This is a genomic window from Aeromonas sp. R7-1 (genome assembly GCF_040908115.1).
Lineage (GTDB): Bacteria > Pseudomonadota > Gammaproteobacteria > Enterobacterales > Aeromonadaceae > Aeromonas > Aeromonas caviae.
This window is the reverse complement of sequence record NZ_JBFODD010000064.1, coordinates 247751-271782: the sequence shown is the minus strand read 5'-3', so window position 1 is coordinate 271782 and position 24032 is coordinate 247751. Positions and strand designations below refer to the sequence as shown.

The 24032-nt window shown below is 60.1% G+C and carries 21 protein-coding genes and 2 tRNA genes; 17 read left to right on the top strand and 6 right to left on the bottom strand.

Annotation, left to right across the window (positions count from 1 at the left end; genetic code table 11):
• Window positions 1–32 precede the first annotated feature (32 nt).
• The 15 genes from ftsH (at window position 33) to AB5Y51_RS19975 (ending at window position 16136) form a co-directional block, all read left to right on the top strand.
• Complete coding sequence (gene ftsH, locus AB5Y51_RS20045; protein ID WP_042865085.1) at window positions 33–1985, top strand: ATP-dependent zinc metalloprotease FtsH; 1953 nt, start codon at window positions 33–35, stop codon at window positions 1983–1985.
• 84 nt (window positions 1986–2069) lie between these two features.
• A complete protein-coding gene (gene folP, locus AB5Y51_RS20040) occupies window positions 2070–2915 on the top strand; it encodes a dihydropteroate synthase (protein WP_167824694.1) in 846 nt (281 codons plus the stop codon).
• Window positions 2916–2933: 18 nt separating this feature from the next.
• On the top strand, window positions 2934–4268 hold the full coding sequence (gene glmM, locus AB5Y51_RS20035) for a phosphoglucosamine mutase (RefSeq protein WP_042014473.1): 1335 nt from the start codon (window positions 2934–2936) through the stop codon (window positions 4266–4268).
• Between the two features lie 131 nt (window positions 4269–4399).
• On the top strand, window positions 4400–5164 hold the full coding sequence (gene tpiA / locus AB5Y51_RS20030; RefSeq protein WP_104452435.1) for a triose-phosphate isomerase: 765 nt from the start codon (window positions 4400–4402) through the stop codon (window positions 5162–5164).
• Entirely contained in the window at window positions 5165–5491 is a 327-nt protein-coding gene (gene secG / locus AB5Y51_RS20025) for a preprotein translocase subunit SecG (protein WP_010633113.1), read from the top strand.
• 7 nt (window positions 5492–5498) lie between these two features.
• Window positions 5499–5583 (top strand) — tRNA-Leu (locus AB5Y51_RS20020).
• A gap of 91 nt (window positions 5584–5674) precedes the next feature.
• A tRNA-Met gene (locus AB5Y51_RS20015) sits at window positions 5675–5751 on the top strand.
• Window positions 5752–5917: 166 nt separating this feature from the next.
• On the top strand, window positions 5918–6376 hold the full coding sequence (rimP, locus tag AB5Y51_RS20010; protein ID WP_010675370.1) for a ribosome maturation factor RimP: 459 nt from the start codon (window positions 5918–5920) through the stop codon (window positions 6374–6376).
• A gap of 14 nt (window positions 6377–6390) precedes the next feature.
• Entirely contained in the window at window positions 6391–7893 is a 1503-nt protein-coding gene (gene nusA, locus AB5Y51_RS20005) for a transcription termination factor NusA (protein ID WP_010675369.1), read from the top strand.
• A gap of 20 nt (window positions 7894–7913) precedes the next feature.
• Window positions 7914–10616, top strand: coding sequence for a translation initiation factor IF-2 (gene infB / locus AB5Y51_RS20000; protein ID WP_041212506.1), 2703 nt, complete (start codon window positions 7914–7916; stop codon window positions 10614–10616).
• 55 nt (window positions 10617–10671) lie between these two features.
• Complete coding sequence (gene rbfA, locus AB5Y51_RS19995) at window positions 10672–11106, top strand: 30S ribosome-binding factor RbfA (RefSeq protein WP_010675366.1); 435 nt, start codon at window positions 10672–10674, stop codon at window positions 11104–11106.
• A gap of 1 nt (window position 11107) precedes the next feature.
• Complete coding sequence (truB, locus tag AB5Y51_RS19990) at window positions 11108–12058, top strand: tRNA pseudouridine(55) synthase TruB (RefSeq protein ID WP_010675365.1); 951 nt, start codon at window positions 11108–11110, stop codon at window positions 12056–12058.
• A gap of 135 nt (window positions 12059–12193) precedes the next feature.
• On the top strand, window positions 12194–12463 hold the full coding sequence (gene rpsO, locus AB5Y51_RS19985) for a 30S ribosomal protein S15 (protein WP_010675364.1): 270 nt from the start codon (window positions 12194–12196) through the stop codon (window positions 12461–12463).
• A gap of 180 nt (window positions 12464–12643) precedes the next feature.
• Window positions 12644–14782: a polyribonucleotide nucleotidyltransferase gene (gene pnp, locus AB5Y51_RS19980; protein ID WP_029314766.1), complete on the top strand. Its 2139-nt coding sequence runs from the start codon at window positions 12644–12646 to the stop codon at window positions 14780–14782.
• A 142-nt stretch (window positions 14783–14924) separates the two neighbouring features.
• Window positions 14925–16136, top strand: coding sequence for an MFS transporter (locus tag AB5Y51_RS19975; protein ID WP_041212507.1), 1212 nt, complete (start codon window positions 14925–14927; stop codon window positions 16134–16136).
• Between the two features lie 3 nt (window positions 16137–16139).
• Here the strand turns inward: AB5Y51_RS19975 and AB5Y51_RS19970 are convergent, their stop codons facing one another.
• A complete protein-coding gene (locus AB5Y51_RS19970) occupies window positions 16140–16493 on the bottom strand; it encodes a DsrE/DsrF/TusD sulfur relay family protein (RefSeq protein ID WP_010675361.1) in 354 nt (117 codons plus the stop codon).
• Between the two features lie 160 nt (window positions 16494–16653).
• Between AB5Y51_RS19970 and AB5Y51_RS19965 the strand changes: the two genes are divergently transcribed.
• A complete protein-coding gene (locus tag AB5Y51_RS19965) occupies window positions 16654–17046 on the top strand; it encodes a DUF1090 domain-containing protein (RefSeq protein ID WP_368179066.1) in 393 nt (130 codons plus the stop codon).
• A gap of 426 nt (window positions 17047–17472) precedes the next feature.
• Here the strand turns inward: AB5Y51_RS19965 and AB5Y51_RS19960 are convergent, their stop codons facing one another.
• Window positions 17473–17721 carry a YfhL family 4Fe-4S dicluster ferredoxin gene (locus AB5Y51_RS19960; RefSeq protein WP_010675358.1) on the bottom strand — a complete coding sequence of 83 codons (249 nt, stop codon included), beginning with the start codon at window positions 17719–17721 and terminating at the stop codon, window positions 17473–17475.
• A 1-nt stretch (window position 17722) separates the two neighbouring features.
• Entirely contained in the window at window positions 17723–19087 is a 1365-nt protein-coding gene (yegQ, locus tag AB5Y51_RS19955; RefSeq protein WP_010675357.1) for a tRNA 5-hydroxyuridine modification protein YegQ, read from the bottom strand.
• 443 nt (window positions 19088–19530) lie between these two features.
• Here yegQ and AB5Y51_RS19950 point away from each other — a divergent pair, with 443 nt between their 5' ends.
• Window positions 19531–20457 carry a L,D-transpeptidase family protein gene (locus AB5Y51_RS19950; protein ID WP_041212511.1) on the top strand — a complete coding sequence of 309 codons (927 nt, stop codon included), beginning with the start codon at window positions 19531–19533 and terminating at the stop codon, window positions 20455–20457.
• Between the two features lie 71 nt (window positions 20458–20528).
• On the opposite strand, the gene AB5Y51_RS19945 is transcribed toward AB5Y51_RS19950, so the two are convergent.
• The 3 genes from AB5Y51_RS19945 to AB5Y51_RS19935 all read right to left on the bottom strand — a co-directional run bounded on the left by AB5Y51_RS19945 (window position 20529) and on the right by AB5Y51_RS19935 (window position 23788).
• Entirely contained in the window at window positions 20529–20906 is a 378-nt protein-coding gene (locus tag AB5Y51_RS19945; protein ID WP_010673739.1) for a VOC family protein, read from the bottom strand.
• Window positions 20907–21047: 141 nt separating this feature from the next.
• Window positions 21048–22388, bottom strand: coding sequence for a TldD/PmbA family protein (locus AB5Y51_RS19940; RefSeq protein ID WP_368179064.1), 1341 nt, complete (start codon window positions 22386–22388; stop codon window positions 21048–21050).
• On the bottom strand, window positions 22388–23788 hold the full coding sequence (locus AB5Y51_RS19935; RefSeq protein ID WP_041212515.1) for a TldD/PmbA family protein: 1401 nt from the start codon (window positions 23786–23788) through the stop codon (window positions 22388–22390). Before AB5Y51_RS19935 ends, AB5Y51_RS19940 begins: the two co-directional genes overlap by 1 nt.
• Between the last annotated feature and the right edge of the window lie 244 nt (window positions 23789–24032).

Genomic DNA, 24032 nt, shown 5'->3' with positions numbered 1-24032 from the left:
ATCGTTAACTGTCAGTCTGCGAGGTCATTGATTTGAGTGACATGGCGAAAAACCTAATCCTGTGGCTGGTCATCGCCGTCGTGCTGATGTCGGTGTTCAATAGCTTCAGCCCCAGCGATACCACCAGTCGCCAGCTGGACTATTCCAGCTTCGTGAAAGAAGTGACCCAGGAGCAGATCCGTGAAGTGCGGATGGATGGCAAGGTCATCAATGGCGTCAAGCGCACCGGTGAACGTTTCACCACCATCATTCCTGCGCCGGATCCCCAACTGCTCAACGACATGCTCAACCATAACGTCAAGGTGATGGGTGAGAAGCCGGAAGAACCGTCCCTGATCACGTCCATCTTCATCTCCTGGTTCCCGATGCTGTTGCTGATCGGTGTCTGGGTCTTCTTCATGCGTCAGATGCAGGGCGGTGGCGGCAAGGGTGCCATGTCGTTCGGCAAGAGCAAGGCTCGCCTGATGAGCGAAGATCAGATCAAGACTACCTTCGCCGACGTAGCCGGTTGTGACGAGGCAAAGGAAGAGGTCAAGGAGCTGGTCGACTATCTGCGTGACCCGACCAAATTCCAGAAGCTGGGTGGCAAGATCCCGACCGGCGTCCTGTTGGTAGGTCCTCCCGGTACCGGTAAGACCCTGCTGGCCAAAGCCATTGCAGGCGAGGCCAAGGTGCCGTTCTTCACCATTTCAGGTTCGGATTTCGTGGAAATGTTCGTGGGTGTCGGTGCCTCCCGGGTGCGTGACATGTTCGAACAGGCCAAGAAATCCTCCCCCTGCATCATCTTCATCGACGAGATCGATGCGGTCGGTCGCCAGCGTGGCGCCGGTCTGGGTGGTGGTCACGATGAACGTGAGCAGACCCTGAACCAGATGCTGGTTGAAATGGATGGTTTTGAAGGCAACGAAGGCATCATCGTCATCGCCGCCACCAACCGTCCCGACGTACTGGATCCTGCGCTGCTGCGTCCGGGTCGTTTCGACCGCCAGGTCGTGGTCGGCTTGCCGGATGTTCGCGGTCGTGAGCAGATCCTGAAAGTGCATATGCGCAAGGTACCGCTGGCGGATGACGTCAATCCGGCGCTGATTGCCCGTGGTACCCCTGGTTTCTCCGGTGCCGATCTGGCCAACCTGGTGAACGAGGCTGCCCTCTTCTCTGCTCGCGAGAGCCGCCGAGTGGTCTCCATGCTGGAGTTCGAAAAGGCGAAGGACAAGATCATGATGGGGGCAGAACGTCGCTCCATGGTGATGAAAGAGTCCGAGAAGGAGATGACGGCCTATCACGAAGCGGGTCACGCCATCATTGGTCGCGTGGTGCCGGATCATGATCCTGTCTACAAGGTCTCCATCATTCCGCGCGGCCGTGCGCTGGGTGTGACCATGTACCTGCCGGAGCAGGACCGCTGGAGCCACTCCAAGCAGCATCTGGAGTCCATGATCTCCAGCCTGTATGGCGGTCGTCTGGCGGAAGAGCTGATCTACGGTGCCGAGAAGGTATCGACCGGTGCATCCAACGACATCGAACGTGCGACCGACATCGCCCGCAAGATGGTCACCCAGTGGGGCATGTCCGAGCGTCTCGGCCCCATGCTTTACGCAGAAGAGGATGGTGAAGTCTTCCTCGGCCGCAGCATGGCCAAGGCCAAGCACATGTCTGACGATACCGCCCGCATCATCGATGCAGAGGTCAAGCAGGTCATCGATCGCAACTACGATCGTGCCAAGCAGATCCTGCTGGACAACATGGATGTGCTGCACACCATGAAAGATGCATTGATGAAGTACGAGACCATCGATGCCAAGCAGATCGACGATCTGATGGCGCGTCGCGAAGTGCGTGCACCCAGCAACTGGCATGATGAGCATGGTGACACCCCGCAAGGTGGTGCCAGCGTGAACAACGGGCCGGAGGCCAAGGCGCCGGCTGAAGAGGGCAATGCACCTCTGAGTGACATCGACAAGGCGAACGATGTCCCGGCCAAATAAGTTGCCATGATACAAACCCCGGGCTTGCCCGGGGTTTTTCTTTGCACGAAGAGTTTGCCGTTCTTGTTGGAGGTAGTTGAAGCAATGCAGTTAATCAGCAAGGGACGTACCCTTTCTCTCGACCGTCCCCATGTCATGGGCATTCTCAATGTGACGCCGGACTCCTTTTCAGATGGTGGCCGCTTCAAGCAGATCGATCTGGCGTTGGGTCATGCCCGCGACATGGTGGCCGATGGGGCCACCCTTATCGATATTGGTGGCGAGTCGACCCGCCCGGGCGCCCCCGACGTGAGCGAGCAGGAGGAGCTGGACAGGGTCATCCCCGTGGTGGAGCGCATGGTCGCCGAGCTGGATGTGATGATCTCCCTCGATACCTCCAAGGCGATTGTCATGCGGGAGGGTTGTGCTGCTGGTGGTCACCTCATCAATGATGTCCGCGCCCTGCAAGAGCCGGGAGCGCTGGGCGCGGCGGCCGAGGCTGGCGTACCGGTATGCCTCATGCACATGCAGGGGCAGCCCCGTACCATGCAGGTGGAGCCGCACTATGACGATCTGGTGGGAGAGGTGAGAGCCTTCTTTGACGAGCGGATTGCCGCTTGTCTGGGGGCCGGTATCCCGCGTGAGCATCTGGTACTGGATCCAGGCTATGGCTTTGGCAAGACGCTGGCGCACAACTATCAGCTGTTGGCCCAGCAGGCGTCACTGCTCGATTACCAGCTTCCGCTCTTGGTGGGCATGTCACGAAAGTCTATGATAGGCAACCTGCTTGACCGCCCGGTAGCCGAGCGGTTGGCTGGTAGTCTGGCCTGTGCCCTGATCGGGTTGCAACATGGCGCCAGGATCATCCGGGTGCACGACGTGCGGGCCACCATGGATGTCTTGCGTACAGGCTGGATGACCATGACGGGACAAGATTTCATATCCAAATAGAAAAACGAGAAACAGACAATGACCAGAAAGTACTTCGGCACCGACGGCGTGCGCGGCAAGGTGGGTGAATACCCGATCACCCCGGATTTCGTCATGAAACTGGGCTGGGCCGCCGGCAAGGTGCTCTCCAAGAAAGGGACCAAGAAGGTGCTGATCGGCAAGGATACCCGTATCTCCGGTTACATGCTGGAGTCGGCACTGGAGGCGGGGCTCTCCGCCGCCGGTCTCAAGGCCATATTGATGGGACCCATGCCCACCCCGGCGGTTGCCTACCTGACTCGCACCTTCCGTGCCGAAGCCGGTATCGTCATCAGTGCATCCCACAACCCCTATTACGACAACGGCATCAAGTTCTTCTCCGCCGACGGCACCAAGCTGCCCGATGATGTCGAGCTGGCCATCGAAGCCGAGCTCGACAACGAACTCAAGTGCGTGGAGTCCGCGGAGCTTGGCAAGGCGCAGCGCATCGATGATGCGGCTGGTCGCTACATCGAATTCTGCAAGAGCACCTTCCCCTCCAATCTGAGCCTGGAAGGGCTGAAAATGGTGGTGGATTGCGGTCATGGTGCCACCTACCATATCGCCCCTTCCGTCTTCCGCGAGCTGGGTGCCGAAGTCATCGCCATCGGCTGCAGCCCGGATGGGCTCAACATCAATGACGGTGTCGGTTCCACCGCACCGGAGGCGCTGGCCGCCAAGGTCCAGGAATGCAAGGCAGATCTCGGCGTCGCCTTCGACGGTGACGGCGACCGTCTGGTGATGGTGGACAGCACTGGTTACATCATCGACGGGGATGAGATCCTCTACATCATCGCCCGGGATGCCCTGCGCCATGGCCGTCTCAAGGGCGGTGTGGTGGGCACCCTGATGGCCAACATGGGGCTGGAGCTGGCGCTTCAGACCCTGGGCATCCCCTTTGCCCGTGCCAAGGTGGGTGACCGCTACGTGCTTGAAATGATGAACGAGAAGGGCTGGCGCATCGGGGGCGAAAACTCCGGTCACATCATCTGCCTGGATCAGACCACCACGGGGGATGGTATCGTCGCCGCCCTGCAGGTGCTGACGGCCATGCGCAGTGCCGAGATGCCGCTTGCCAAATTGCGTTCGGGCATGAGCAAGTTCCCGCAAGTGCTGGTCAATGTGCGCTTCGCCGAAGGCAAGGATCCGCTGACCTCCAGTGCCGTTCAGCAGGAAGTGGCGGCAGTGGAGCTGGAACTGGCCGGCCGTGGCCGGGTGCTGTTGCGCAAATCCGGCACCGAGCCCCTGATCCGGGTCATGGTCGAAGGTGAACACGAACAGCAGGTGCGCGATATGGCAGAGCGCATCGCCAAACAGGTCGAATCGGCGTTTTAATGAACAACCAAGGCGGCTTTTTAGTCGCCTTGGTTGTATCTTGTTCAAACGATTCGAAAATTTGAAAATAGCACTTGTCAGCTGAGCATCCTCTGGATATTATCAGCCCCGCTTTCGCAAGGGAGTTGCCGATGGGACATCGCAAGCCGTTTGTAGCAGCCAACTGGAAGTTACACGGTAGTAGGTCGCAGTTAGAGCAGTTTACGAGTCAGTGCACAGAACGCATTGATGAAGACGTAGATGTGGTCTTGTGTCCATCCCATGTGCATCTCGGTTTCACGGCCGAACTGCTCGGTGAGCAGGGAAGAGTGAAGCTGGGGGCTCAGAACGTGAGTCAGCACAGACAGGGCGCTTATACGGGTGAAATCTCGTGTGAGATGCTGGTCGAGGCAGGTTGCCGATATGTACTTGTTGGCCACTCCGAGCGCAGGCGTCTCTTTGGTGAGACCAGTTTTATCGTCGCAGAGAAGTTTGCGGCAGTCAGAGCAGCAGGTCTGATACCCATACTTTGTCTGGGTGAGTCAGGAGCAGCGAGGCAGGCAAGAAGAACCTTCGAGGTGATTGCCGAGGAACTGGACATCGTCATAGAGAAAAATGGCGCGATGGCTTTCGATAATGCTATCATCGCCTACGAGCCAATCTGGGCTGTAGGTACAGGTAAATGCGCCACACCCGAGCAGGCACAAGAGGTTCATTCCTTTATTCGCAGTCGCTTGGCGGAGGATACTCCGGTAATAGGTGAGAAAGTCAGAATCATCTATGGTGGGAGCGTGACACCGGCCAATGCACAAGATTTGTTTGCACAGCCCGATATTGATGGCGGTCTGATAGGCAGGGCAAGTCTTGATGGCGAGGCGTTTTTAGGAATAGTTGAAGCGGCAAAGGGTGCAAGTTAAATGTACGAGATTCTTTTGGTCGTTTATCTGCTGGTATCGCTGGCTCTGATTGGTCTGGTGATGATTCAGCAAGGTAAAGGGGCTGATATGGGCGCCTCCTTCGGCGCAGGGGCATCGAATACTGTATTCGGCTCCGGTGGTTCAGGCAGCTTCCTGACCCGCACAACAGCGATTTTGGCTACTCTGTTTTTCTTGATTAGTCTGGTTCTGGGTTCTATGTCCAGCAACAAGGTCAAGCAGGGTAGTGAATGGGAAAATCTGCAACAGACTCAACAAGTTGAGCAGAGCAAAGCGCCAGTGAAGAAAGATACTGACGTTCCCGAATAAGAGTTTTGCCGTGGTGGTGGAATTGGTAGACACGCTATCTTGAGGGGGTAGTGCTCTAGGGTGTGCGGGTTCGAGTCCCGCCCACGGCACCAATTAAGCAGTGAACCCGGGTAACCGGGATGTTATAGCCGCTGAGTCTTGTCTCACGAGAGTGAAGTGGCTATAATCTCGCACGATTTCGGACGCGGGGTGGAGCAGCATGGTAGCTCGTCGGGCTCATAACCCGAAGGTCGTCGGTTCAAATCCGGCCCCCGCAACCAAATTTCACGCATTTCCTACGCTCAGGAAGGCGGTCGCTGCGAGGCGACAATCAGGGTAAAGCGCCAAGCCCCGATTTGACATCGGGGCTTTTTGTTATGTGCAATTTACTCTGAATCTATTTCTATCTGGGCTATATGCCCTTTTTTCGTTTTTCGGAGGGTGACTTTGGCTACGTTGGAACAACGTTTGACCGATCTGCTCGAGGCTCCGGTCGTTGCCTTGGGTTTTGAACTGTGGGGTATCGAGTTTATCCGTGCGGGTAAGCACTCGACCTTGCGCGTTTTCATCGACTCGGAGCAAGGCGTGACGGTGGAAGACTGTGCCGAGGTGAGCCGCCAGGTCGGCGCCATCATGGATGTCGAAGATCCCATCACCGAGGAGTACTACCTTGAGGTGTCTTCCCCGGGTCTGGATCGTCCACTGTTCAAGGTCGCCCAGTTCGAAAAATACGTTGGCCAGGAGGCGGCGGTAACGCTTCGGATGGCAACAAACAACCGCCGCAAGTTCAAAGGCGTAATCAAAGCCGTGCAGGGGGACATGATCACTCTGACGGTAGATGGTAAGGACGAGGTGTTGGCTTTCACCAATATCCAAAAAGCGAACATAGTGCCGAACTTTGGTTAACGAGGCTATCGGATATGAATAAAGAGATTTTGCTGGTCGTTGACGCTGTGTCCAACGAGAAGGCTGTCCCACGCGAGAAGATTTTCCAGGCTCTGGAGACTGCGCTGGCGACTGCGACCAAGAAAAAATACGAAGGCGAGATTGAAGTGCGTGTCGAGATCGATCGCAAGACCGGTGACTATGACACCTATCGCCGTTGGGTCGTGGTGGCCGATCAGGCTTCCATGGAGAACCCGTACGGGGAAATCACTCTCGAAGCCGCTCAGATCGAGCAGCCGGATATCCAGATCGGCGACTATGTTGAAGACCAGATTGACTCTGTGACCTTCGACCGTATCACCACCCAGACCGCCAAGCAGGTCATCGTGCAGAAAGTGCGCGAGGCCGAGCGTTCCCAGGTCGTTGACCAGTTCAAGGACAAGGAAGGCACCATCATCAGCGGCGTGGTCAAGAAGAGCAACCGCGACAACGTGATCCTGGATCTGGGCAGCAATGCCGAAGCCGTGATCTTCCGTGACGACATGTTGCCCCGTGAGACCTTCCGTCCCGGCGACCGCATCCGTGGCCTGCTCTACGCCGTGCGTCCGGAAGCCCGTGGTTCCCAGCTGTTCGTCAGCCGCTCCAGCCCGGACTTCCTGAAAGAGCTGTTCCGCATCGAAGTGCCGGAAATCGGCGAAGAGATGATTGAAATCATGGGCGCTGCCCGTGATCCGGGTTCCCGCGCCAAGATCGCGGTGAAGACCAACGATCGTCGTATCGACCCGATCGGTGCCTGTATCGGCATGCGTGGTGCCCGCGTTCAGGCCGTCTCCGCCGAGCTGAGCGGTGAGCGTGCCGACATCGTGCTGTACGATGACAACCCGGCCCAATACGTGATCAACGCCATGGCGCCAGCCGATGTGGCCTCCATCATCGTCGATGAAGACAACCACACCATGGACATCGCCGTGGAAGCCGCCAACCTGGCCCAGGCCATCGGCCGCAACGGTCAGAACGTGCGTCTGGCCTCCCAGCTGACCGGTTGGGAACTGAACGTGATGACCGTCGAGGACATGCGTGCCAAGCACCAGGCCGAGAACGACCGCATCATGAACCTGTTCACCAGCACCCTCGATATCGACGACGATTTCGCCGGCCTGCTGATGGAAGAGGGCTTCTCCACCCTGGAAGAGATTGCCTTCGTCCCGGTCAACGAGCTGCTGGCCATCGACGGTCTGGATGAAGACATGGTCGAAGAGCTGCGCAAGCGTGCCAAGGATGCCCTGACCACCAAGGCCCTGGCCAAAGAAGAATCCTTTGAAGGCGTCGAGCCTTCCGAAGAACTGCTCAATCTCTCCGGCCTCGGCCGTGAAATGGCCTATGCCCTGGCCGCTCGCGGTGTCGGCACCCTGGAAGATTTGGCAGAGCAAGGTATCGATGACCTTGCCGACATCGAAGAGTTGACCGCCGAGAAGGCAGGTGAGCTCATTATGGCTGCTCGCAATATCTGTTGGTTCGGAGAAGAGCAGTCTGAATAAGGTCAAACGGAGGAAAATGAATGGCAGAAGTATCAGTTAAGCAACTTGCCACTGACATCGACACGCCGGTTGATCGTCTTCTCCAGCAGTTTGTCGATGCCGGCATCGTGAAGAGCAAGGCCGACGACATGGTCAGCGAGTCTGAGAAACAGACTCTGCTGGCACATCTGAAGAAACAGCATGGAGGTGACGAGGTCACCGCACCTGCTCGCATGACCTTGCAGCGCAAGACCAAGAGCACCCTGAGTGTTCAGGGGACTGGTGGCAAGAACAAGGAAGTGCAGGTAGAAGTGCGCAAGTCTCGCACCTATGTAAGACGCTCGGCGCTGGAAGATGAACAGCGCCAGGCGGAAGCCGAGGAAACAGCGCGTTTGGAAGCAGAAGAAAAAGCTCGTCGCGAGGCCGAAGAGAAGGCCCGCCTCGACGCTGAAGAGAAGGCTCGCCGTGAGGCTGAGCAGGCTCGTCGTGAAGCTGAGGAAAAGGCGCGGATCGAGGCACAACAGAAGGCTCGACAGGCTCAACAGCCCGCCAAAGCAGCCGTTAGCACAGCTCAGCAAGAGGCAGAAAAGATGGCCAAGCGCGAAGCAGAAGAACTGAAGCGCCAACAGGAACAGACAGCTTTGCAAAAAGCTGAAGAACTCGCCGCGAAGAAAGCCGAAGAGGCTCGCATCATGGCGGAACAGAATGCGGCCCGCTGGGCTGAAGAAGAAGCGGCTCGCGCCAAAGAGAGCAGCGATTACCATCTGACCACCAACAAGCACGCGCAAGCGGCCGAAGATGAGTTGGATCGTAAGGAAGAGACCAGCCGTCGCACGGCTGCCGCTGCCAAGGCGCCGAAGAAGGTCGGCCGTCGCGAAGACGACCGCAATGACCGCAACTCCCGCGATCCCCGTGCCCGCAAAGGCAAGCGTGGCAAGATGGCCATGCCGAACGCCATGAAACACGGCTTCAACAAGCCGGCTGCCGTGGTCAACCGTGACGTCGTCATCGGCGAGACCATCACAGTGGCGGAGCTCGCCAACAAGATGGCCGTCAAGGGCGTTGAAGTCATCAAGGTGATGATGAAGATGGGTGCCATGGCCACCATCAACCAGGTGATCGACCAAGAGACCGCTCAGCTGGTCGCAGAGGAGATGGGTCACAAGGTAGTGCTGCGCCGTGAGAACGAGCTGGAAGAGGCGGTACTGTCCGATCGTGACGAGACCTCCGAAGCCAAGCCGCGTGCGCCGGTCGTGACCATCATGGGTCACGTCGACCACGGCAAGACCTCGCTGCTGGACTATATCCGTAAAGCCAAGGTCGCCGCAGGCGAAGCCGGTGGCATTACCCAGCACATCGGTGCGTACCACGTACAGACCGACAGCGGGATGATCACCTTCCTGGATACCCCGGGTCACGCGGCGTTTACCTCCATGCGTGCTCGCGGTGCCAAGGCGACCGACATCGTGGTGCTGGTTGTTGCAGCTGACGACGGCGTGATGCCGCAAACCATCGAAGCTATCCAGCACGCCAAGGCGGCCGGTGTGCCGCTGGTTGTTGCGGTGAACAAGATCGACAAGCCTGAAGCGGATCCGGATCGCGTCAAGACCGAGCTGGCCCGTTACAACGTCATGTCCGAAGACTGGGGTGGCGATTGCCAGTTCGTGCACGTCTCCGCCAAGTCTGGCGAAGGCATCGACGACCTGCTGGAAGCCATCCTGATCCAGGCCGAAGTGCTGGAGCTGAAAGCGGTGGTTGACGGCATGGCCAACGGCGTCGTGATCGAATCCTTCCTGGATAAAGGTCGTGGTCCGGTTGCCACCGTGCTGGTACAGGAAGGTACTCTGCGTCAGGGCGACATCGTGCTGTGCGGTCTCGAATACGGCCGTGTGCGCGCCATGCGTGACGAACTGGGTCGCGAGATCAAGGAAGCGGGTCCGTCCCTGCCGGTGGAAATTCTCGGCCTGTCCGGCGTTCCCTCTGCCGGTGACGAAGCCACCGTTGTGCGTGACGAGAAGAAAGCCCGTGAAGTGGCGCTCTACCGTCAGGGCAAGTTCCGCGAAGTCAAGCTGGCTCGCCAGCAGAAGGCCAAGCTGGAAAACATGTTCGCCAACATGACCGAGGGCGAAGTGTCCGAAGTGAACGTGGTGATCAAGGCCGATGTACAAGGCTCTGTGGAAGCGATCTGCGATGCGCTGGTCAAACTCTCCACCGACGAAGTGAAGGTGAAGATCGTGGGTTCCGGCGTAGGTGGCATCACCGAAACCGACGCGACCCTGGCCGCGGCTTCCAGCGCCATCCTGGTGGGCTTCAACGTCCGTGCCGACGCTTCTGCGCGCAAGGTCATCGAATCCGAGAGCCTGGATCTGCGTTACTACTCCGTCATCTATGACCTGATCGACGAAGTGAAGCAGGCCATGAGCGGCAAGCTGGCTCCTGAGTATCGTCAGGAGATCATCGGTCTGGCTGAAGTGCGCAGCGTCTTCAAGTCGCCGAAGTTCGGCGCCGTTGCCGGCTGTATGGTTACCGAAGGTGTGGTCAAGCGTTCCAACCGCATTCGCGTTCTGCGTGACAACGTGGTTATCTATGAAGGGGAGCTGGAATCCCTGCGCCGCTTCAAGGATGACGTCAACGAAGTTCGCAACGGCTACGAGTGTGGTATCGCGGTCAAGAACTACAACGACGTGCGTGAAGGCGACCAGATCGAGGTGTACGAGACCGTTGAAATCCAGCGGACTCTGTAAGCCGAGCGTTAGACAAAATAGGGGGCCGCGGCCCCCTTTTATCGCAGGATAGAATATGGCCAGAGAATTCAGCCGGACCCGTCGGGTCGGGCAGCAGATCCAGCGTGAAATCGCGCTGATCCTGCAGCGCGAGGTGAAAGACCCGCGCATCGGCATGGTGACCGTCTCCGACGTGGAGGTCTCCAAGGACCTCAACTATGCCAAGGTTTATGTCACCTTCTTGCAACTGGAGAATGACGCCGAGCGCATCAAGGAAGGGCTCAAGGGCCTGACCGAGGCTGCCGGTTACATCCGCAGCCTGCTGGGCAGCGCCATGCGTCTGCGGGTGGTGCCCGAGCTGCGTTTCTACTACGACCAGACCCTGGTCGAGGGGATGCGCCTCTCCAACCTGGTGACCAACACTGTGCGTGAAGACAAGCGTCGCATGACTGAAGCCGGTCGTGACGAAGAGCAATCCGCACCGGATGACACGACTGAGGATAACGCCTGAGATGTCTCGTAGACGTCGTTTCAAAGGCCGTGACGTACACGGCATCCTGCTGCTGGACAAACCGACCGGCCTGACTTCCAACGATGTGTTGCAGAAGGTCAAGCGGATCTACAACGCCGCCAAGGCTGGCCATACCGGCGCCCTGGACCCCCTGGCCACCGGCATGTTGCCGATCTGCCTCGGGGAGGCCACCAAGTTCTCCCAGTATCTGCTGGAAGCGGACAAGCGCTATGAGGTGACCGCCAAGCTGGGCGAGCGCACCAATACCAGCGACTCCGACGGCGAGGTGGTTTCCACCCGCCCGGTGAACGTGGCGGTGGGCACCCTGATCGAGGCGCTGGACCAGTTCCGCGGCCCCATCATGCAGGTGCCGTCCATGTACTCCGCCCTCAAGCACAACGGCCGCCCGCTCTACGAATATGCCCGTGAAGGGATCGAGATCGAGCGGGAAGCCCGTCCCATCACCATCTTCGAACTCAAGCTGCTCGGCTTCGAGGGGGACGAGGTGAAGCTGGAAGTGCATTGCAGCAAGGGTACCTATATCCGCTCCCTGGTGGACGATCTGGGGGAAGTGCTGGGCTGTGGCGCTCACGTCACCCAGCTGCGTCGCACCCAGGTGGCGAGCTACCCCTACGAGCGGATGCTGACCCTGGAGCAGCTCGAGTGTATCTTCGAGCAGGCCAAGGCCGAAAGCATTCCGCCACGGGAGCAGCTGGATCCCCTGTTGCTGCCGATGGACACCGCCGTGGCCTCTCTGCCCGAGGTGAACATGCTGGTCGCCGTGGCCGCCTATGTGAACCAGGGTCAGGCCGTGCAGGTGGCAGGTAGCCCCCAAAGTGGCCAGGTCCGCATGACGGTTGGCCCGGAGCGCGAATTCATCGGGGTTGGCGAGATCGATGACGAGGGGCGCGTGGCGCCCAAGCGTCTTGTTCGCTACCACGACGAGGAGTGATCCTCAGGCGGTATCGGTCTGTCACGCGTCTTTCCCGTTGCGAAAAGGGGCGGGGACGATTATGATATCGCCCTCATTTCACGGCTGAATTAGAGATTGGCTGTGAACCTTTAAACACTCTACTGGAGTAATACCATGTCTCTAAATGCTGAGATCAAAGCTCAAATCGTTGCCGACAACGCTCGTGGCGCCAACGACACCGGTTCCCCCGAAGTGCAAGTTGCCCTGCTGACTGCCCAGATCAACCATCTGCAAGGTCACTTCAAGGAGCACGCCAAGGATCACCACGGTCGTCGCGGTCTGCTGCGCATGGTTTCCCAGCGTCGTAAGCTGCTGGACTACCTGAAGCGTAAAGACGTTCAGCGTTACGCTGCTCTGATCGCCAAGCTGGGTCTGCGTCGTTAATCGACCATCAGATTTCGCAAAAAAGGGGAACCGCGAGGTTCCCCTTTTTTATTGCCCGTTTCAAACAGGATGCAGGCCGTTGCCTGCCTCACAGAATTGACGTCCGCGCTTACCTTTTGATGCGAATCAAGTATACTTGCACGCGAATTTAAAGCGCCAAATTGTTAAAAGGAAATTCACGTGAATCCTATTGTAAAGTCATTCCAGTACGGTCAACACACCGTCACACTGGAAACCGGTGTGATGGCCCGTCAAGCCACTGCGGCCGTCATGGTCAGCATGGACGATACCTGTGTCTTCGTGACTGTCGTTGGCAAGAAAGAGGCCGATCACGGCCGTGATTTCTTCCCGCTGACCGTCAACTATCAGGAGCGTACCTATGCTGCTGGTCGTATCCCGGGTGGTTTCTTCCGTCGTGAAGGCCGTCCGAGCGAGGGTGAGACCCTCATCTCCCGTCTGATCGACCGTCCCATCCGTCCGCTGTTCCCGGAAGGCTTCCTCAATGAGGTTCAGGTGGTTGCCACCGTCATGTCCGTGAACCCGGCCGTTTCTCCCGACATCGTTGCCATGATCGGTGCCTCCGCGGCCCTGGCCATCTCCGGCATCCCGTTCGGCGGCCCGATCGGTGCAGCCCGCGTGGGTTACATGAACGGCCAGTACGTGCTGAACCCGACCACCACCGAACTGCCCCAGAGCGATCTGGATCTGGTGGTTGCCGGTACTGCCAATGCGGTGCTGATGGTGGAATCCGAAGCGGCCATCCTCTCCGAAGAGGTGATGCTGGGCGCCGTGGTCTACGGTCACGAGCAGATGCAGACCGTGATCAACGCCATCAACGAATTCGCTGCCGACGTCGGTACCAAGCCCTGGGACTGGACCCCGCCTGCCGTCAACGAAGCGCTGAAAGCCAAAGTTGCCGAACTGGCCACCGCTGAACTGGGTGAAGCCTACCGCATCACCGAGAAGGCTGTTCGTTACGAAACCATCGCAGCCATCAAGGGCCGCGTGGTCGAGCAAGTCATCGCATCCGGCGTGGAAGAAGATGCCAAGAAGATCGGCGAAGAGTTCCACAGCCTGGAGAGCCGCATCGTCCGTGGTCGCGTCGTACGTGGTGAGCCGCGTATCGACGGTCGCGATCCGGAAATGATCCGCGCCCTCTCCGTCGGTACCGGCATTCTGCCCCGTGCCCATGGTTCTGCCCTGTTCACCCGTGGTGAAACCCAGGCCATCGTGGTGGCCACTCTGGGTACCGAGCGTGACGCCCAGAACATCGACGAGCTGACCGGCAACCGTGCCGATCGCTTCATGCTGCACTACAACTTCCCGCCCTACTGCGTCGGCGAGACCGGCATGATGGGCAGCCCGAAGCGTCGTGAAATCGGTCACGGCCGTCTGGCCAAGCGTGGCGTTGCTGCCGTGATGCCGAGCGCCGCCGAGTTCCCGTACGTGGTGCGCGTGGTCTCTGAAATCACCGAATCCAACGGCTCCTCCTCCATGGCGTCTGTCTGTGGTTCCTCCCTGGCGCTGATGGATGCCGGTGTGCCGATCAAGGCCTCCGTTGCCGGTATCGCCATGGGTCTGGTGAAGGAAGAAGAAGGTTTCGTCGTGCTGTCCGACATTCTGGGTGACGAAGATCACCTGGGCGACATGGACTTCAAGGTAGCCGGTACCAGCGAAGGTGTGACCGCGCTGCAGATGGACATCAAGATCGAAGGCATCACCAAAGAGATCATGGAGATTGCCCTGAAGCAAGCTCGTGGCGCTCGTCTGCACATCCTGAAGGTGATGGACGAAGCTATCCAGGCTCCCCGTGCTCAGATCTCCGATTTCGCACCGCGCATCCACACCATCAAGATCAATCCTGAGAAGATCAAGGACGTGATCGGCAAGGGTGGTTCCGTGATCCGTGCACTGACCGAAGAGACCGGCACCAACATCGAGCTGGATGATGACGGTACCGTTCGCATCTCCGCCGTGGCCAACGAAGCCGCCATGGAAGCGATCCGCCGCATCGAGGCCATCACCGCCGAGATCGAAGTGAACCGCATCTACGAAGGCAAGGTCGTGCGCCTGGCTGACTTCGGCGCCTTCGTCAACATCCTGCCGGGTAAAGACGGTCTGGTGCATATCTCCCAGATCACCGATGCCCGCGTACAGAACGTGGCCGACTTCCTGAAAATCGGTGACGTGGTGAAGGTGAAGGTACTGGAAGTGGACCGTCAGGGCCGTGTGCGTCTCTCCATCAAGGAAGCGAACGCACCGACCGAAGCGGCTGCTGCTCCTGCTGCCGTTGCCGTCGAAGAGCCGGCTGCCGAATAAGGCTGCCGTATGTGAAAGAGCCGACCCTTGGGTCGGCTTTTTTGTGCCTGTCGCCCGGCATGGCGCAGATTGTCTCCTTGTTCCTTTTGGCGCCCCTTGATATAAGGGACGACCCCGCTTCGTTGGCAAAAGGAATTGCAGCATGTCATGGGCCTACCTCAGGCAGTTTCCTTCCCTGGTCTGGATCGTCATCCTGGGCACTTTCATGGTGCGTACCACCTTCTTCATGGTCTGGCCCTTTCTCTCCATCCTGCTCTACCGTGACTACGGACTTTCGGCGACCCTGATAGGCCTGATCCTGGGGGCTACGGCGGCGCTTTCCACGCTTGTCAGCTTCTATGGCGGCTGGCTCTCGGACAAATGGGGGCGGCGCAACATCCTGCTGTTCGGCTGCCTGGTGTCCGCCGCCAGTGTGGCCCTGCTCGGCCTCTCCCACCAGGTGGGCTGGCTGGCACTCGGGGTGATCGGCAGCGGACTCTCTTACGGACTCATCGACTCACCGGGCAAGGCACTGATGGCCGACAATCTGGCCGAGCCCAAAGCCCGTGAGCTGGCGCTGCACCTGCGTTATTTCCTGCTCAACCTGGGGGCGGCCATCGGTCCTCTGCTCGGCGTCACCTATGGCCTGAGTGCGCGTCAGGAGACCTTCCTGTTGCTCAGTGCCAGCTATCTGCTGCTTGGCATCGTCTTTGTCATCGGGTTCAGGCTGGCGGGTTGCCACACCAGCCAGGCGGCCGGGCCCGGCATGCGTGCCGTGCTGCGGGTGCTCTGGCAGGACAGGGGGTTTCTGCTGCTGATCATGGCCAATCTGCTGCTGATGTTGGTCTACGCCCAGTTCGAGTCGCCCCTCATCCAGTATCTGACCCGCGCGGGGACGCCGGAGGTGGAGCGGCTCATCGGCTGGCTGGTGACGACCAATGCGCTGACCATAGTGATGCTGCAGTTCCCCCTGCTGCACCTGACTGCCCGCTGGTCCACGCGGCGCAAGCTGCAACTCGGGGTGGCGCTCTTTCTCGGCGCCCAGTTGCAGTTTGCGCTGGGGGATACCGCCATCTGGTGGCACTGGATAGTGGCGGTGATCCTCCTGAGCGTCGGGGAGTGCATCCTCTTCCCCTTGCTCAATGTGCTGATCGATCAGATGGCGCCTGGTCATTTGAAGGGGAGCTATTTCGGGGCGGCCTCCATCTCCGGACTCGGGGTGGCCATGGGGGCCTTGCTGGGAGGCTGGGTGCTGGCCCACTGGGGCGGGAGCTGGCTTTACGCCCTGATGGCGCTGCTCTGCCTGGTGATCCTGATGCTCTATGGTCTGAGTACCCGGACCTCGCGCCCAGCACTGGTCCGGGCCGGGCCCTGACGGCTAGAAGGTTAGCACCTTGTCGGCGGCCAGAGTCCATTGGGCAAGCAAGGGGAGGGTGCCTATCTCTATGCCCTCGACAAGGGGTAGCGGGGTGATGCCGCGCGCATCGGTGCAGCTCTTGCAAAGCCGGATCCGGGTGCCCTGAGCCAGCAGTATCTCCAGCATCTGGCGCAGGTTGTAGCCCTCGGCCGGAGCCTGCCCGGCGAGGGCCGCAGTGACGGCATCCGACATCAGGAAGAGGTTGAGGTCTACCTTCCCCTCCTCTTTGAGGGCGATGCCGAGGCGCAGGGCATTGAACAGGGACTCGCTGCCATAGGGGGCGCCGTTGGCAATGATGAGAATGTGTTGGGTCATGTGGCTCTCCTGATTGAAAGGGCCATTGTAGCTTTGGCGAAAGCGGCCCGGCATGATGCAGAGCACACTCTGTCGTAGCCCGGCCCCGTGTGTCTTGACCTCACACAGGGAGTCAGGTCTCATGGACGGCCATCCAGTATGACAGAACAAAGAGGTTGTTATGTGGAAGATCGCCGGAATAGGCTTATTGTTGTTGGCCGGACAAGCCTATGGTAGTGAAAACATCGGCTGCAAGGCCAGACAGCAGGCCGTGGCGGATCAGCTTGCGTTCGCCAGGGCGCACAACAACCAGGAGCAGGTAGCCGGCCTTGAGCGGGCACTGCGCAACCTGGAGGCCCATTGTACCGATGCCGGGCTCCTTGAGGAGCAGCAACGCAAGGTAGTCAAGCAGAGGGAAGAAATGGAAGAGCGGCTGGCCGAGTTGCAGAGCGCACGGGTATCGGGCAAGCCGGACAAGATTGCCAAGAAGCAGTCCAAGCTGGAGGAGTCCCAGGCCGAGTTGCTGGAAGCCCAGCGCGAACTCGAGGCGCTGCAAAAACTGGTCAAACCCTGAGGGAAGGGCAGCGCAATAGAAAAAGCCGGGCATGCCCGGCTTTTTCTATTTCTGGATAATACACCCGCGAGTGTCAGACACTGACTGCCTGTGCATCCGCACGAATTTCTCCATCAACTGATCTTCGGTTTCCACCCTATGGACGGGATCCCGGAGGATGCCGTCCATGGGGCGCAGACGCTGATGCAGGTGCTACAGCTACTGCCTGTGCATCCGCACGAACTTCTCCATCCGCTGATCTCCGGTTTCCACCCTATGGACGGGATCCAGGAGTATGCCGTACAAGGGGCGCAGACGCTGATGCAGGCGTTACTGCCTGTGCATCCGCACGAACTTCTCTATCAACTGATCTTCGGTTTCCACCCTATGGACGGGATCCCGGAGGATGCCGTCCATGGGGCGCAGACGCTGATGCAGGTGCTACAGCTACTGCCTGTGCATCCGCACGAATTTCTCCATCAGCTGATCTTCGGTCTCCACGTGGGCGGGATCCCAGATGATGCAGTCGATGGGGCAGACGCTGATGCAGGTCGGCTTCTCATAGTGGCCGACGCATTCGGTGCAGCGATCCGGGTCTATCTCGTAGATCTTGCTCCCCAGGGTGATGGCCTGGTTCGGACACTCCGGATCGCACATGTCACAGTTGATGCACTTGTCGGTGATGAGCAGTGCCATCTCAGGCCGCCGAGTGAGGTTGACGGGTATCCTCGCGCTCGCCGAGGTTGCGCAGCAGGATGCCGTAATTCACGTCGATCTCCTTGGGAACCGGCACGTAGACCACGTGGCCGTTACCCGGCGCGGTGTCGATGAGCTCGCCCTTGCGGTTCTGCATCTGCTCCAGGTTGAAGCTGAGGTTGCCCTGGGGGGTCATCAGCTCCAGGCTGTTGCCCAGCAGGAACTTGTTCTTCACCTCGACTTCGACCATGTCACCGTTGCGACCGGTGATCTCGCCGACGAACTGCTGGGTGTCGGAGACGGAGTAACCGTAGTCGTAGTTCTGGTATTCGCTGTGGTTGTGACGGCGCAGGAAGCCCTCGGTGTAGCCGCGGTGGGCCAGGTTCTCGAGGGTGCCCATCAGGGTCGGATCGAATGGACGGCCAGCCACCGCATCGTCGATGGCCTTGCGATAGACCTGTGCGGTACGGGCGCAGTAGTAGAAGGACTTGGTACGGCCTTCGATTTTCAGCGAATGAACGCCCATTTTGGTCAGGCGCTCGACGTGCTCGACGGCGCGCAGATCCTTGGAGTTCATGATGTAGGTGCCGTGCTCGTCTTCAAACGCGGTCATGAACTCGCCCGGGCGGTTAGACTCTTCCAGCAGCACCAGGGCATCGGTCGGCTTGCCTGCGCCCAGGGTCGGATCCACCTTTTGCACGGCGATGGGCTCCTGGCGGTGGACGATCTGGCCCACGTCATCTTCCTTGCCCTCGTGCACCTTGTACTCCCAGCGGCAGGAGTTGGTGCAGGTGCCCTGATTGGGGTCACGCTTGTTGATGTAGCCGGAGAGCAGGCAGCGGCCGGAGTAGGCCATGCACAGCGCCCCGTGGACGAAGACTTCCAGTTCCATCTCCGGCACCTGCATGCGGATCTCCTCGATCTCGTCGAGAGACAGCTCGCGGGAGAGGATGGCACGGGTCAGGCCCATCTGATGCCAGAACTTCACCGTGGCCCAGTTGACCGCGTTGGCCTGCACCGAGAGGTGGATAGGCATGTCGGGGAAGGCTTCGCGCATCATCATGATGAGGCCGGGATCGGACATGATGAGTGCATCCGGCTTCATATCCACCACGGGGCGCATGTCGCGGATGAAGGTCTTGAGCTTGGAGTTGTGGGGCTGAATGTTGGCCACCACATAGAACTGCTTGCCGAGGGCATGGGCCTCGTTGATGCCGAGCTGCAGATTCTCGTGATCGAATTCGTTGTTGCGTACCCGCAGGCTGTAGCGCGGCTGGCCCGCATAGACGGCGTCTGCGCCATAGGCATAGGCGTAGCGCATGTTCTTGAGGGTTCCGGCAGGGGAGAGCAATTCTGGTCTGAACATGTTGGACTCTTTTATCTGATTGCAAATCAGGACGGCGCCACCTGATGGCGTCGTGTGGGTTCATCGGTGGCGCGACCGTCTTCGACGCACGGCCATCCGATGGGGGTACATCGGAGCAGGAGGTGACTCGATACTCCGGATATACGGGGTGCGAGATTGTACTCGTGACCGCCTCGTCATGCAATTTGGGACGGCCTTGGCATGCCTGCGCCATGTTCATTTTACGCTCAGACTGGGGTTGCTAGAGTGCAAGGGGTGAAAGATGCCCCCGAGTTGGCGGTGAAATGGATCTTTTCGGCGAAAAAGACCATCTCCAAGTTGAAATTTTGCCCTGCTCGGGAAAGAATGCGCGCTCGGTTGTTGGTCCCCGGTGACGGGCCCACAAGAGACCGATGATGAGCAGGGCAAAGGCCCACAGGAACAGGAAACCATACAGGAATTTTATGAATCCCCTTCGCATTGCCGCTTCGGCTCTTTTATGTACGCTGGCGCTGGTCAGCCAGCAGGCCGCCGCCGTTGAATACCAGCTGCCTGCAGCCAACAGCCGCCTGATCGGTGAGAACCAGGAATACGTGGTGCCCGCAGACAACCGTCCGCTGGAGCAGATCGCCTCCGACTTCCAGCTGGGTCTGACCAACATCATGGAAGCCAACCCGGGCGTCGACCCCTACCTGCCCAAGGCGGGCAGCACGCTGATCATTCCCCATCAGCTGATCCTGCCCAACGCTCCCCGCGAAGGGATCGTCATCAACGTGGCGGAGATGCGTCTCTACTACTACCCGAAGGGCAAGAACGTGGTGCATGTGCTGCCCATCGGCATCGGCCAGCTCGGGGTCAACACCCCTGAGAACTGGATCACCAAGGTTGAGCGCAAGCGTGCCAACCCGACCTGGACCCCGACCGAGAATATCCGTCGCCGCTACGCCGCCCAGGGCAAGACCCTGCCCGCGGTCTGGCCGGCCGGCCCGGACAACCCCATGGGCCTGCACGCGCTCTACATCGGCAACCTGTACGCCATCCACGGCACCAACGCCACCTTCGGCATCGGTCTGCGGGTGAGCAGCGGCTGCGTGCGCCTGCGCGCCGACGACATCAAGTACCTGTTCGATCACGTGCCGGTCGGCACCCGCGTCCAGTTCGTCAACCAGCCGGTCAAGACCACGGTCGAGCCGGATGGCGGTCGCTACATGGAAGTGCACGAGCCGCTGTCGCGCACCGAGGAAGAGTTCAACTCCACCGCCTCCGTGCCGCTGCCCATGACCCCGGCGACCACCCGCTTCATCGCCCACGCTGACAGCGATTCCAACGTGGTCAAGCAGGTGCTGGAACAGCGTACCGGCATCCCGACCCGCCTCAATCCAGAGGCGTAATGGCCGGCAAGTGCAGTTAAACAACAACGGCGACCTGATGGTCGCCGTTGTTGTTTCTGCGTATCCGGACGTCAGCTGGCTGGTGGGGCATAGAGGGCCAGCCAGTTGCCTTCGGTATCCTCGATGATGACCCGGGATCCATGACCACTGCCGATGCTGTGCAGAGGCTCCAGCACCCGCCCGCCGAGCCGTGGGACCAGCAGCTCCGCCTCCTGCAGCCTGTCACCGAGGGAGAGATAGATGAGGGGACCGGCACCGCCGGGCTGGTGATATTTGTCCATGGGGCCGAGACAGGCCGCCGCGTTGCTGCCGTCGTGGCGCAGCATGGCAAAGCGCATGGTCTCTTCCTGGATGGGGGTGACCTGCACATCGAGCAGGGCCGAGTAGAAGTCCATGGCACGATCCAGATCCCGTGTCGGAATGTCGGCCCAGACCAGGGTGTTGTCCATCGTCGTATTCTCCAGAGTTTCCGGCCAACGCGGTCGGTGGCTCTTTGAGGTTAGAAGTGGCTGTCGGGGGGCGCCATGGATAAAAAAACGGCGCCTGATGGCGCCGCTTGAAGGGGGAAGAGCCGAGTAAGGCTCCCCCTCTTATTTGCCGGCGATGCTGAGCCCGCCAAAGCGGATCAGCGGGGCATAGAAGTCCTTGCCATCGTCGTGGTGCAGCTGGTTGCCGACCGCTTCCAACTCCCCGAGCAGGCGATAGAAGTTGCCCGCCACCGTGATGCCGCGTACCGGCGCCACGCGCTCGCCATTTCGGCAGAGGAAGCCGGAGGCGCCGAACGAGAAGTCGCCGCTCACCGCATCGGCCCCGGAGTGCAGGCCGTCCAGCTTGACCAGCTCCAGGTACACACCGCTTTGTACCTCGGCCTCGCCGTGGGGGCCGAGCCCGAACACCAGGTGACGAGGGGCCACGTCCAGGGCACTGCGGGCACTGCGGGCGGCTGCACCGTTGCTCGTCACGCCGAAGTGGCGGGCGGTGGCGCTGTTGTGCAGCAGGGTCTTGAGCTCCCCCTCGCCGATGAGCAGGAGATCCGAAGTGGCGGCCCCTTCGCCGTCAAACGCCTTGATCTTCATGCCCCCCGGCATATAGGCACGACTCTCCAGGGTGAGCCAGCGAGAAGCCACGCTTTGGCCCAGCTTGTCGCGCCAGGGGTTGATCCCCTGCTGGGCCCACTTGCCAGACAGTGCGGACTGGAAGCAGCCAAACAGGCTGGCAAAGCAGTGGGTGCTGAAGATGACGCTGTAGCGACCGCTTGGCACCGCCTCACCCATCAGCAGGCCATCGGCCACGGCGTGGATCTGGCGGATGAGAGGCTGGCTCTCCAATTCGTCGAAGCGCCGTGCGTACTGTCCCTGGTAGTGCATGGACTGGCGGCCCTCCCGCTCGATGAGAGCGGAGCTGTGGCAGCCGACGCTGAATTCCTGATGTTCACAGATGCTGCCCTGGCTGTTGGCAAGCCAGAGGCGGCTCTCCCCCTCGAAGAAGCCGTTGTAGGGGGCGCCGGTCACGTCCGGCAGGGCCAGCATGTCGGACTCGAGGCGCAGGGTCAGGGCGATCTTCTCTTCCACCGCCGTGGTGTCGGCCTGATGTATCTCGGCGCAGTCGGTGATGAGCCTGCTCTGCTGCACTGTGATGCGCTGATCCGGGTCCACCTTGGCGAAGCGGCTCGCATCGAGCGCATCTTGCACCATGGCGTCCAGGGCCGACGCGTCGAGGGACTCGGAATAGGCGATGCCGACCCGGCCTTCCTTGATGAGGCGAATGCCGATCTGCTGGCTGCTGGTGACCTTGTATTCACTGAGTTCGCCCTTGTCGGCCTTGAGGGAGAAGGCCTTCTCCTGATTGGCGATGATGTCGGCCTCGGCACCCAGATCGGCGACCTGGTCCAGCAGACGGGCAAGCAGTTGGTTCATGTCGAGTTGGCTCATCAGGCGTTCCCTCCGACCAGGATATTGTCAACCTTGAGCGGCGGCTGGCCGACCGAGGCGGGAATGGATCCGGAGACCGAGCCGCACATGCCGGCGGAGAGGGCCAGATCGCGCCCCACCATGGAGATCTCCTTCAATACCTGCGGGCCGGTGCCGATCAGGGTGGCCGACTTGAGGGGCCGGGTGATCCTGCCCCCCTCGATGAGGTAGGCCTCCTGCACGTTGAAGTTGAACTCGCCGGTACCGGGCTGCACAGAGCCACCCCCCATCCGCTTGGCATAGATGCCGTGTTCCACGGTTGCCAGCATGTCGTCGAGGCTGTAGTTGCCCGGTTCGATATAGGTGTTGCGCATGCGGGAGGCGGGGGCGAACTTGTAGGATTCCCGGCGCCCGGAACCGGTGCGGGCGTAGCCGGTGCGAAGGGCCCCCATTCTGTCCACCAGGAAGCCGGTCAGCACGCCATCCTTGATGAGCTGGGTGTGCTGGGTCGCCATCCCCTCGTCATCGACGTTGATGGAGCCCCAGGCGTTGCCCTGCAAGCCCTCGTCCACCGCGCTGACCGCGGGGTTGGCGATGAGCTGGCCCATCTTGTCGTGGAACACGGATGCCTTCTTGGCCACCGAGGTGGTCTCCAGCAGGTGACCGCACGCCTCGTGGAAGATGACGCCGCCAAAGCCGCTCTCCATGATGACCGGCAGCTTGCCGCTAGGGCAGGGGGCGGCTCCCAGCTTCACCAGTGCCTGGCGGGTGGCGGTGAGAGCCAGCTCGCGGGGATCGATGCTCTCGGCATGTTCCCATCCCTTCATGGCACCGGGGGCTTCATAACCTACGCTCTGCTCGCCCCCGTCCAGGGCGATGGTCTGGGCCATGATGCGGTTGTAGTGGCGGCGATCGCTCACCTGCACCCCTTCGCTGTTGAAGATCTCCACCTCCTGCTCCCAGCCGAGCACGTTGCCCGAGAACTGGCTCACCTTGTCGCTCTCGGCGCGGGCCGCAGCGTCCATGGCATGCAGGTAGGCGATCTTCTGCTCCAGCAGCTTGTCGGCCGACAGCGGCAGAGCGATCGGGTTACGGTCGGTCAGGCGGGTGAAGTCAAAGGCGGTGGCGGTGACCACGGGGTCACGCCTGTCCTTGGCCGCCAGCAGGGTAACGATGCGCAAGAGCTCGTTGCGATCGGCCAGGTTGGTGTAGCCGTAGAGCACCTTGTGGCCGTAGCACAGGCGAACGCCGATACCGAAGTCGAGACCACCGCTGATGTTCTCTATCTGGCTGGAGAGCAGGCTGAGCTGGCTGCGGCGCTTGCGCTCCACAAACAGCTCGGCGAAATCGGCACCCAGCGCCAGCGCGTGATCGAGCACGTCGCGGGCGATGGCGGGGGCCAACAGGGAGAATGAAGTCATAGAATATCCTTTTCTGGTCTGTCCGTTTGCTTCCGACACCCGGCGTTGTGTTGTTATGGGGTGTCGACCTCATTGTTGCAGACCAGAAGCAAAAAGTCGCTATAGCGTCAGCCGATGATACCAAACGAGAAAATCGGTGCGATTTATGCGCCCGGCAGCCCGAGCGCAGGCTACCGGCAGGGGAGGTTGGCGCCGCTCATGGCGCTCGTTTTATATGAGGTCGACCCACTGCTCGATACGGGGT

Coding starts and splice junctions, on each gene's coding strand:
- AB5Y51_RS19950 (WP_041212511.1), top strand. CDS start 19,531: ATGAATCCCCTTCGCATTGCCGCTTCGGCTCTTTTATGTACGCTGGCG.
- folP (WP_167824694.1), top strand. CDS start 2,070: ATGCAGTTAATCAGCAAGGGACGTACCCTTTCTCTCGACCGTCCCCAT.
- nusA (WP_010675369.1), top strand. CDS start 6,391: ATGAATAAAGAGATTTTGCTGGTCGTTGACGCTGTGTCCAACGAGAAG.
- AB5Y51_RS19945 (WP_010673739.1), bottom strand. CDS start 20,906: ATGGACAACACCCTGGTCTGGGCCGACATTCCGACACGGGATCTGGAT.
- glmM (WP_042014473.1), top strand. CDS start 2,934: ATGACCAGAAAGTACTTCGGCACCGACGGCGTGCGCGGCAAGGTGGGT.
- secG (WP_010633113.1), top strand. CDS start 5,165: ATGTACGAGATTCTTTTGGTCGTTTATCTGCTGGTATCGCTGGCTCTG.
- truB (WP_010675365.1), top strand. CDS start 11,108: ATGTCTCGTAGACGTCGTTTCAAAGGCCGTGACGTACACGGCATCCTG.
- rbfA (WP_010675366.1), top strand. CDS start 10,672: ATGGCCAGAGAATTCAGCCGGACCCGTCGGGTCGGGCAGCAGATCCAG.
- AB5Y51_RS19935 (WP_041212515.1), bottom strand. CDS start 23,788: ATGACTTCATTCTCCCTGTTGGCCCCCGCCATCGCCCGCGACGTGCTC.
- AB5Y51_RS19965 (WP_368179066.1), top strand. CDS start 16,654: ATGTGGAAGATCGCCGGAATAGGCTTATTGTTGTTGGCCGGACAAGCC.
- AB5Y51_RS19940 (WP_368179064.1), bottom strand. CDS start 22,388: ATGAGCCAACTCGACATGAACCAACTGCTTGCCCGTCTGCTGGACCAG.
- tpiA (WP_104452435.1), top strand. CDS start 4,400: ATGGGACATCGCAAGCCGTTTGTAGCAGCCAACTGGAAGTTACACGGT.
- AB5Y51_RS19975 (WP_041212507.1), top strand. CDS start 14,925: ATGTCATGGGCCTACCTCAGGCAGTTTCCTTCCCTGGTCTGGATCGTC.
- AB5Y51_RS19970 (WP_010675361.1), bottom strand. CDS start 16,493: ATGACCCAACACATTCTCATCATTGCCAACGGCGCCCCCTATGGCAGC.
- yegQ (WP_010675357.1), bottom strand. CDS start 19,087: ATGTTCAGACCAGAATTGCTCTCCCCTGCCGGAACCCTCAAGAACATG.
- infB (WP_041212506.1), top strand. CDS start 7,914: ATGGCAGAAGTATCAGTTAAGCAACTTGCCACTGACATCGACACGCCG.
- AB5Y51_RS19960 (WP_010675358.1), bottom strand. CDS start 17,721: ATGGCACTGCTCATCACCGACAAGTGCATCAACTGTGACATGTGCGAT.
- rpsO (WP_010675364.1), top strand. CDS start 12,194: ATGTCTCTAAATGCTGAGATCAAAGCTCAAATCGTTGCCGACAACGCT.